This is a genomic window from Coprococcus sp. AF51-11b1 (assembly GCF_027682785.1).
In the GTDB taxonomy this organism is placed as follows: domain Bacteria; phylum Bacillota; class Clostridia; order Lachnospirales; family Lachnospiraceae; genus Allocoprococcus; species Allocoprococcus comes.
This window is the reverse complement of the sequence record NZ_JAQCZB010000006.1, coordinates 165,798-176,271: the sequence shown is the minus strand read 5'-3', so window position 1 is coordinate 176,271 and position 10,474 is coordinate 165,798. Positions and strand designations below refer to the sequence as shown.

Annotated in this window: 9 protein-coding genes; all 9 read right to left on the bottom strand. The window is 37.9% G+C overall.

What is annotated here, in order from left to right; genetic code table 11:
* Positions 1–70: 70 nt before the first annotated feature.
* From glf to PGY05_RS07860, 9 genes are read right to left on the bottom strand one after another with little or no spacing between them, the layout of a single operon-like run.
* The gene (gene glf, locus PGY05_RS07900; RefSeq protein WP_270205545.1) at positions 71–1,168 is read right to left on the bottom strand and encodes a UDP-galactopyranose mutase; all 1,098 of its coding nucleotides are present in this window, start codon (positions 1,166–1,168) and stop codon (positions 71–73) included.
* Positions 1,169–1,186: 18 nt separating this feature from the next.
* Complete coding sequence (locus tag PGY05_RS07895) at positions 1,187–2,185, bottom strand: glycosyltransferase family 2 protein (protein WP_270205544.1); 999 nt, start codon at positions 2,183–2,185, stop codon at positions 1,187–1,189.
* A gap of 23 nt (positions 2,186–2,208) precedes the next feature.
* Positions 2,209–2,889, bottom strand: a complete 681-nt coding sequence (locus PGY05_RS07890) for a sugar transferase (protein ID WP_008374631.1) — start codon at positions 2,887–2,889, stop codon at positions 2,209–2,211.
* A gap of 9 nt (positions 2,890–2,898) precedes the next feature.
* Positions 2,899–4,092, bottom strand: coding sequence for a DegT/DnrJ/EryC1/StrS family aminotransferase (locus tag PGY05_RS07885; protein WP_270205548.1), 1,194 nt, complete (start codon positions 4,090–4,092; stop codon positions 2,899–2,901).
* 42 nt (positions 4,093–4,134) lie between these two features.
* Complete coding sequence (locus tag PGY05_RS07880) at positions 4,135–5,964, bottom strand: glycosyltransferase family 2 protein (protein ID WP_270205543.1); 1,830 nt, start codon at positions 5,962–5,964, stop codon at positions 4,135–4,137.
* Positions 5,965–5,967: 3 nt separating this feature from the next.
* Positions 5,968–7,773: a glycosyltransferase gene (locus tag PGY05_RS07875; RefSeq protein ID WP_022220077.1), complete on the bottom strand. Its 1,806-nt coding sequence runs from the start codon at positions 7,771–7,773 to the stop codon at positions 5,968–5,970.
* A 12-nt stretch (positions 7,774–7,785) separates the two neighbouring features.
* A complete protein-coding gene (locus tag PGY05_RS07870) occupies positions 7,786–8,526 on the bottom strand; it encodes an ABC transporter ATP-binding protein (RefSeq protein WP_022220078.1) in 741 nt (246 codons plus the stop codon).
* An 11-nt stretch (positions 8,527–8,537) separates the two neighbouring features.
* Positions 8,538–9,326, bottom strand: a complete 789-nt coding sequence (locus tag PGY05_RS07865) for an ABC transporter permease (RefSeq protein WP_270205542.1) — start codon at positions 9,324–9,326, stop codon at positions 8,538–8,540.
* A gap of 14 nt (positions 9,327–9,340) precedes the next feature.
* Positions 9,341–10,345 (bottom strand): glycosyltransferase family 2 protein, encoded by a 1,005-nt coding sequence (locus PGY05_RS07860; RefSeq protein WP_270205541.1) that lies wholly within the window; start codon positions 10,343–10,345, stop codon positions 9,341–9,343.
* Positions 10,346–10,474 lie beyond the last annotated feature (129 nt).

Here is a 10,474-nt window from a genome sequence, read left to right as displayed (position 1 = left end):
CTGTTGTATTTATAAGAAAAAGGACGCATGAAAAAACTTTCGTTTTTTCACACGCCCTTATCCAAACCTTTTATAATTCCTCAGCCACCATCTCCAGTGCCGCCTCAATTACCTTATCCATATCATAATACTTATAATTTCCAAGACGTCCACCAAAGATCATATTCTTTTCCTGCTCTGCAAGCTTTCTGTATTCTTCAAACAGCTTATTGTTCTGTTCATTATTTACCGGATAATATGGTTCCATTCCTACTTTCCATTCTGAAGAGTACTCTCTGGAGATAACAGTTTTTTCCTGTTTTCCAAATTCAAAATGCTTGTGTTCGATAATACGTGTATAAGGAACTTCTCTTTCTGTATAGTTCACAACTGCATTTCCCTGATAGTTATCTGTATCAAGTACTTCTGTCTCAAATCTTACCGAACGATATTCCAGTGCTCCAAGCTTGTATCCGAAGTATTCATCAATCATTCCAGTAAACAGTGTCTTCTCTGCGATATCCGGATTTTCTTTGATAAATTCAAAGTAATCGGTATCTGTCTTTACTTCGATTCCGTCCAGCATCTTTTCAATGATCTTTGTATATCCGCCGATCGGGATTCCCTGATATCTGTCATTGAAATAGTTGTTGTCAAATGTAAATCTTACCGGTAAACGTTTGATGATGAATGCCGGAAGGTCTTTGCAAGCACGTCCCCACTGTTTTTCGGTATAACCTTTTACCAGTTTTTCAAATACATCTTTTCCTACCAGAGATAATCCCTGTTCTTCCAGGTTCTTCGGCTCTGTGATTCCTGTCTCTGCAACCTGTTTTGCGATCATATCTTTCGCTTCCTGTGGTGTCTTGATATTCCACATTTTGCTGAATGTGTTCATGTTAAATGGCAGGTTGTAGAGCTCGTCTTTGTAAATCGCTACCGGTGAATTGATGTAGTTATTAAACTCTGCAAACTGATTGATGTAATCCCAAACCTTTTTGTTGGATGTGTGGAAAATATGTGCACCATATTTGTGAACATTGATTCCTTCAATATTTTCACAGTAAATATTTCCACCGATATGCGGACGCTTGTCAATTACCAGACAGGTTTTTCCTTTTTTCTTTGCTTCGTGAGCAAATACTGCTCCGTATAATCCTGATCCTACTACTAAATAATCATACTTCATAATACTAAATCCTCTCTTTTATTTCTTTGTAATTTTATCTTTTATCATCTTTCCCATTCCGACGACACTTCCCACTCCATAGCTTAAATGAAGTAAAAAGAAGATTCCCGGAAGCAAAAGCTGACATATATGCTTCGCCTCATTTTTTACAGACAGAATTGCCATTCCGATTGCACCACACCAATAAGTGATCCACATGGCAATCGCCAGAAATGGCTTCTTTAGTGTTGCCAAAATGGATGTCACAAGAATCGCAATCACAAAAGCAAACGGCACAAAATGATAAATGCTGAGACATCCAGGACATACACCAAGAGTTCTTGCTACCCAGTCTCCATTGCCGTATTTCTGCTTCATCATTCCAGAAATCGAACTTCTCACATATTGCCAGGAATGAATCTGCGGATCGTAGCATAAGCGGTATCCTGCCTGCCGGATCCGGTAATGCATCTCATTATCTTCCGTTCTTCCCAGATTTTCATTGAAAAGTCCAACCGTTTCAAATACTTCTCTCCGATACGCTGCATGGAACATGGACTTTACATATTTCTTTTCATTCTCTCTCCGGAAGCCTGCGATTCCACTTCCGAACATCGAACTTTCTGCGTTCAGTAGAAGTTTCTGCCACGGTGTGTCCTTCTCCGGAAGATTCGGTCTTGGTCCACCAGTGACATATTCTCCGCTTTCCATGCATTCTACGTTCTTGGAAACAAAATCCTCCGGAATGCGTCCATGTGCGTCCAGACGGATAATAATATCTCCGGTTGAACTACGGATTGCCTGATTCCATCCGGATGCCTGATTGTTCCCCGGATTTTCCGTAACAAAGCAGTTATGATACTGCGGATTTTCTTCGGCAAAACGTTCCATAATCCGTCTGGTTCCATCTGTTGAACTGCTGTCCACCATCACAACTTCGATCTGCTCTGCCGGGTAATCCTGTTTTGTGATATCCTCCAGCAAGTGCGGAAGATACTCTTCTTCATTGCGCGCAATCGTGCAAACTGATACTAACATACATTTCTCCTATACTGTAGTTCTTATCGTAATACTGCAAATACTGTCATAAACATGGTCATAAAATCTCTCCACAGACTGTATTTGCGCAGATCTTCCAGATTATAACTCATCTTCTCCGGAAGCACTTCATGAATATAAGCATAATCCACATCTTCTACATGCTCCAGCATTTCACCCTCATCTTTGTAGCATACGCTGGCTCTGGAAGTGATTCCTGCCGGTAACAAAAGAGTCGCATACATTTCTTTCGTATATCCTTTTACATACTTCACAACTTCCGGTCTGGTTCCAACAAAACTCATCTCTCCGCGAAGAACATTGATAAGCTGCGGAAATTCATCAATCCTGCAGCCACGGATCACTTTTCCAACCCGTGTCAGTCTGGAATCCTGACTGATCGTAACCTGTGTTCCCATCTTGTCTGCATTCTGCACCATAGTACGGAACTTTAGAATGTGAAATTTCTTTCCATACTGTGTCACACGCACCTGCTTGTAAATCACCGGTCCCGGTGAATCCAGCTTGATTGCAATACTGATGACTAACATGATCGGTGATAAAATGACAAGTAAAATCATCGAAAGCAGAATGTCAAAATATCTCTTTAATCTTAATTCTTTTTCGTGTCTGATCAGAATATCATAGTATTGTTTTACTTCGTCTGTTCTCATAAACTTCGGAAGTTCGTCCCATTTTCTCATACAGCATTCCTATCCGATGCATTCCTTCAATACATCTGTCACGTATTTTACCTCTTCATCGGTAAGTTTCGTATGAAGCGGTAATGTAATTGCATTTTCAAATAAAGCATAAGCATTTGGATAATCTTTGATATCAAATCCCATATTTTTGTATGCAGATAACAACGGTAACGGTTTGTAATGCACATTCGTTGCTACGCCATGCTCTGCCATCTTCGTAATGATCTCATTACATTCTTCCCGTGTTTTTCCCTGAACACGGATCAGATACAAATGTCCGCTGGACTTATGATCTGTATCAAAATGATTCAGTACACTCACAGGAAGACTTTCCAGTGCTTTATCATACATTCCTATGATTTCCCGGCGCCGTGCTAATAATGCATCATAGCGTTTTAACTGTACCAATCCAATAGAAGCCATGATATCGGTCATATTGCATTTGAAATAAGGTGCCACAACATCATACTCCCATGCGCCAAGCTGCGTCTTAGCTAGCGCATCTTTGGATTGACCGTGCAGTGAAAAAAGCATATATTTTTTATAAATCTCATCATCATCCACACCTTCGATCGGGCGCCATGTGACTGCGCCACCTTCCGCTGTCGTCAGGTTCTTTACCGCATGGAAGGAAAAGCTTGTGAAATCTGCAGCCTGTCCACATTTCTTTCCTTTTCGCTCTGCGCCAAATGCATGTGCAGCATCTGCCACCACAATCACTCTGCCAAACTTCTCCTGAAGTTCATTTGCCGGATGGAAAAGTGATTTCTTTGCTTCTACAATTTCAAATATCTTATCATAGTCACACATAATTCCGGCAAGATCTACCGGAATGATGACTTTCGTCTTTTCATTGATAGCGTCTGCCAGTTTTTCATAATCCATCTCATAGGAATCTTTCGCCACATCAATCAAAACCAGTTTTGCGCCCACATGTGAGACAACACTTGCTGAGGCACTATAGGTATAGGCTGTCGTGATCACTTCATCTCCAGGTCCGATTCCCAGAAGACGCAAAGTCATCTCCAGACAGGCTGTAGCTGAATTCAGGCAAACAACCCGGTTAGTTCCCATATACTCGGCCAGCTTCTTTTCAAAGAGCTTCGTCTTTGGTCCGGTGGTGATCCAGCCACTTCTTAAAGTATCCACAACTTCTGCTATCTCCTCCTCTGTGATATCCGGAGGAGAGAAAGCGATATGCATGTTTTTCATAAAAAAACTTCTTTCTTCATAAATTTTAGATCTTTATTGATACTTTTCTAATTCTAAATACTCTTTCCAGAACTTATAAGATGTCAAATATTTTCTTCTGTTATAATAAGCTTTATCTACTTCTTTGTGAATTTTTTTATAACGCTTCACTGTTTCAAGATAGTATTTCATGACCTGTCTGAATTTCTTCTTATCCAAATATCTGATTTCTGCAGTATATGCATTTGGATTAATCGCAATGACACTATCTACAAGGCATTGTCTCTGTGGATTATAGAACCAGTCATGAGCAACCGCCGCCGGCCCTTTCCGTAACCATTTTTTTGGCCATAAAAACTGTCCATTAAAAGTCAGACGATAAAGAATGGTATCCTTCAGACTTCTGTGATCTGTTTGATAAATAGAATCAATATCCACCCCATATTCATCAAATTCTGCAAGATCTGCCATATTTGCATTTTTTGCGGACATTGTTTTTAATCGTTCCTGACATTTTTCCGTTTCAATAAAAGCAGGTCCTTTTAAATAATCTCTGATTGCATCAACAATGATTTCTGCAGCATCATAATTAAAGCGCAGTATTTCCGTTAAAAACATACCATTAAAACGTTTCCAGATACGTTCTCTTCTGTTTCTGGACGGATTACATGCCTCTTCAATCAAAAAGTTACGGAATACTTGATAATATTCCATGAAATAATTGAACTTTAAAGTAAAGCCCATATGCCATACGCAAATACCGTTCATGGTAATAAATTTAGCATTATTACGGAAACTGAATTCCGTATCATCAACACGGATAAACAATGGTAATGCAAATCCGTTTTTCTCGATCATTGTTACCGGTACACAACAATACCACCAGCCAGCATAGGAATCAGCCTTTTTCGTTTTTGCTTCCTCTTTTTGAAGCATTTCAGCCATCTCTACAATTTTTCCATGACCTTTTGAAGAATTCTGTCCTCCATCTGCTCCTAAAAATCCCACATCTTCATGGAAAACATCCATCTCTTCATAACAAAGCATGGCACCACTGATAATATAATCTTTATATTTTTCTTTTGCCAGTAACAATAATAAATATGTTCTTTTTATACTTTCTGATAAAACAACAACATCATCATCCATCAATAATACATGAGTCGCCTTTGGTTTCTGGCGAATAGATTCGATCATTCCTCGTGTAAATCCACCTGAACCGCCTACATTTTTATTTCTGTGATAATAAATATGCGGACCTTCAAATTCTTCCGCCGACAATACTCGACCCTCATCATTATCAACGATGTGAAGATAAACATTTTTTCCAATGATATCATCCTGAGTTAAAATTTCATCCTTGATCATTTTAACATTTTTACGAATAAAGTCTTCTTTTTTAAATGTTGTCGTTGCGATTGAAAGTCTCACTTCATTGAAATCACTTTCATTTACCTCAGCATAATAACCACCACCATATACACAGCACTCTGAATACATGCGGAGTTCAAATGCAATCAATGTGTCCTTATTTGATGGAATCTCAACAATAATTTCTGCTTTTTGATCGCAATGGTATTCTTTCTTTAACAAAACATTTCTTTTTGCTGAATTCTCAATTCTATGATATCCGGACAGAACCAGCTCAAAGTCACCTTTAATTTCAAGCTTCAACATCGTTTTGCCGATTTTTGTGTGTTTTTTCCATTTTTTCATAGAAAAGGCATTTAAATATGCCCCAAAATCACATGTACTATATTTTGAAAATACAAAACATTTTTCTTCAGCATCACGGATTCCTAATCCACCCTTATAAAAAAGATCGGCATTATCTGTATATTCTTCTTTATCTGGAAATAGAATACTTTGCAATTTTAACTCCATTGTTTACATCTCCTTATTTTGTACTTCTTTTAACTCTAAATAACTGCTCCAAAAATCCTTGCTTTCAAGTTTCGAATGATTTTTTCTATATTCTTCACAAACCTTGTCATAATGCAAATCTATTAATCGAAATACTTTCAACATTTTTATATATGCTTTTAGTAGTTCTATCCTGCTCCGCTTCACACAAATTGCATTTCCTGCTGCATCAGCATACACAACCTCATTGCAGCGGAACAAGTCATAAATATTCGGATTTGGTCTGGCTACTTTTGTCGCTCTGTTTTTATATGCAGGCAGAAAATGACCATTCATTGACAACATGATCAATATTCGCTTTAATTTACACGGTGGTTCAGCCTCCGGTCTACCACATGGATCCAGATCTTCCGGCTTGATTCCATTATGTCCTATAAATTCTTCTGCCGGCATAGACTGATAATTATATTTTTTTAATCCATCATGCACACCTAAGGTATCCGCATTATAAAACCACTTAAAACCTCTTAAAAAATCAACCGCACCTTTCAAATTCAGATCCACATATTTATATCTGTATTTTCCGATATTACTGCTGACCTGCACGAAAAGCATCTTTTTAAAATCCTTTGCAGCAAACTGCGGATTATGGATTGCATTCGTAATTGCCAGATTTCTGACATCATAATACTCCAGGAAACCAGGTAATTTATTTTCAAAAGCTTCATGCCAGATCGTTATTCCATTTAAGAAAATAAACTGCCCATTTGCCCTCAATCCATATTCTATATCATCTCTATGGATAAAAAACGGCAAAGGATAATGCATTTCCTTAATAAACGGAACCGGAATACACGAATACCACCAGCCTGTATACTCTGCTTTTTGAATCTGCTCATTTATCACAACATTTTTTAATTGTGTCATGTCAAAATTATGGTTATTCGCAACAATATCACCATCATTCCAGCAGGCACCACATTCATACTGCAGAGTTGGCAAATCTTCTCTTAATAATGAGCCTCCGATTACTGCCATTCTGTATTTCTCTTTAAGCAGGGTCAATAATGTATAAGTTCGTTCTATCGCTTCAGGAGAAATCACTGCATCGTCATCCATCAATAAAACATGTGTAATACTATCATCTCGCATATGTTCGAACATAGTTCTGGTAAATCCACCCACTCCACCAAGGTTTTTATTCTTAACAATGCGAATATGTTCATCCTCGATTTTTTCTCTTACTAATGTACCGCCATTATCGGATATGCATACCGACAAATGTCCATAAGATAAGGCATTCTCATTGTTAAGCAGATTTTCTTTTAATACTTTCATATTTCGCTCAACATACTTCTCACGTTTGAAAGTACAAATGCCTATTCCTATCTTAACTTCCTTCTTTTCCCTCTCTTCATCAGTCATATAACTTGCTGCATAGAGGGCTGTATCCTCCTCAGCGATTATGGATACACCTACTACTCCACTCTCCGGTAAAGCAAATATTGGAGTATTCACGGAATCTTCGCCTTTGCTTTCCATTGGAAATTGCATAATTATCTTCGAACATACTTTTTTATTCTTGCAGGATAAGGCATATATGACAACCTTTATTTTTCCTTTAAAATTAACAGACACACAAACCGATTGAATACCTGTATACTTTCTCCATTTTTCAGCAGAAAAAATATTCATATATGTCAAGAAATCTGCTTCACCACCTGCATTAAGCAATATTCCACTCTCTGACTTAATTCCGTTTTTTAATTTATAGTATAATTCTGGTTCCTCAACAGACTGTTGATTCCATACAATTTTTTGTAATATCATGCTTTTCACCACTTACTGATTCATATGCATATATTCAGTTGTTACTTCTTCTACCAGACCACTCATTCGAACATTTCCTTTGTCAATCCAAATAGCATGATCACATAACTGTCTGACAGAATTTATATCATGAGAAACATATAACAGAGTTGTTCCTCCACTCAACATCTGCCCCATTCTCTCATAACATTTCTGCTGGAACTGGTAATCACCAACGGATAAGATTTCATCAACCACGAGAATATCCGGTCTCACCATGGTAGCTATTGCAAATCCAAGTCTTGCCTGCATACCAGAGGAAAAATTCTTAATCGGAACATCCAAGAAATCCTGCAATTCTGCGAATTCAATAATTTCATCAAAATGCTCTTCCATAAATTTTCTTGAATGTCCAAGTACAGTTCCATTCAAAAACACATTTTCTCTAGCCGTCATATTCATATCAAACCCGGCACCCAATTCAATCAACGGTGCAATGGTCCCTTTTGTAGTAACTGAACCTTTGTATGGTTTTAAAATTCCACAGCAGGCTTTTAAAAGCGTTGACTTTCCGGATCCGTTTGTTCCGATCAGTCCCCATGCCTCTCCTCTTTTTACTTTTAAATTGACATCTTTTAACGCAAGAAATTCCTGGAACATCAATTCGTGTTTGATCAGTTTGATCACATATTCTTTCAGGTTATCTACCTTTTCAGATGCCATGTTGAACCGAATCGTCAGGTTATCAACATCAACAATATATTCTTCGTTCATTCGCCCTTCTCCTAGATATATAAAATGAAGCTATCCTGTGTTTTCTTAAATACACCAAGTCCAATTGACAGCATGATAAAAGCCATTACCCAGCAACCAATAAAGATTCTTGGAGTTGTAAAATGTCTGTATAAAACAAGATCTCTGAAGAACTGGATATAATAAAACATTGGATTACAGTATTCTACCAGCTTTCTGAGCCAGTCCGGAAGCAGCTCGATCGGGTAAAACATTGGGGTTACATACATCCATGCTACTGTGATGGCATTGTAGATATACTGAATATCTCGAAAGAAAACATTCGCAGCAGAAAGGAAAAAGCCCAATCCGCATACAAAGATATACAGCGGAATCACTACCAATGGAAAAAGCAGGATATATGGTGAAAACGGTGCTCTGGTGATCAGCATGACCAGAATCAATGCTCCCATTGAGAAAATAAGGTCGATCAGGGAACTTGTTACTTTTGATAAGGTAAAAATATATTTAGGTACATATATTTTCTTGATCAAAGCTCCATTATCCAACACAGAATACATAGACATATGGGTTGCATTATTCATAAAATCAAATAATGCCTGACCTGTCAGCAGGTAAACCGGAAAGTTTTCGATTCCGCGCTGGAACATTTGGGAAAATACCAGTGTCATTACAAGCATGATCAGCAGCGGATTCAAAATACTCCACACATATCCCAGAAAACTTCTTCTGTATTTTAATTTCACGTCTCTGACTACCAGTTCTCTTAATAAATCTTTATATCTAAAAAATGTATTTATCCTATCTCTTGTTACGCTCATTATTCTTCTCCAATTTAATATGAATCTCTTCGGCCTTTAAATGCAAGTACAGCTAACGGGAATGCAGCATATCTTGTTTTCCGTAAAAACAACACTGCCGGATTCTTTACTCTGTCATACACTTCTCTGTTCTTATGATAAAAATATGCATCTAATTTCATTGCTTCTTTTCGCATACCATTCTTCAGAGGAAAGCTGATATAAATTTTCATCTGACTGGTAAGGATTGTTGCTGTCAATTCCCTGATATACTCCAGATTTGCCTTTGGAGCCGTCTTCTCGACTTTTTTGCAGTACTGATTGAGCCGCATAAGAACCCGCAGATGATTCTTCAGATTCTTCTGCATCTTTTCAATGGACATACTTTGTCCCGGAAGTCCCAGACGATATTGGTAAACAGGGTCTTCCATAAAATATACTGTCTTCACGTAAGGAATCGGAAATGCAATAAACTCTACATCTACATAAAAAGTGTGTTCATCAATCTGTTCATTTGCTTTCCTGAAAAGCTCCGTCTTCACAGTCGTGGCATGCATATCTATGATGGTCTTACCAACAATCTTCTCAAACTGGTAGAGCTTGTTATACTCGATTTTTTCAAACGGATATTCCTGCCTCTTTTCCGGCAGCCGTGTCGTATGGTTGATCCAGGTATAATTCGATGCAACGATATCAGCATCAATTTCTTTTAAAAGTTTCACCAGTCGGATGAAGCTTCTGGTGTCTACCCAGTCATCTCCATCAACAACTTTAAAATATTTTCCTCTTGCCTCACGAGCTCCCGTGTTGATGGTGGAACCATGTCCGCCGTTTTCTTTATTGATCAACCGGAACGTATTTTCATACTTTGAAACATATCTTTCCGCAATTGTTGCAGTATCATCGCTGGAACCATCATTCACGATCAAAACTTCAATATCATCCATGACTTCAGAATTCACAAAGGATTCCAGACAGTCTTCCAGATATGCCTGCACATTGTAACTTGGGACAGTTACTGTTAATATTTTCTCGTCCATTGTTCTCCTAACCTGATTTAATACTATTTTTCTCAAAAAAAGTTGGTTTTACAGATATTTAGTTCTATCTGAATCACCAACTTTTATTCTGATTACTAGAATATTATACTACACTTTTCTTTAGATGGA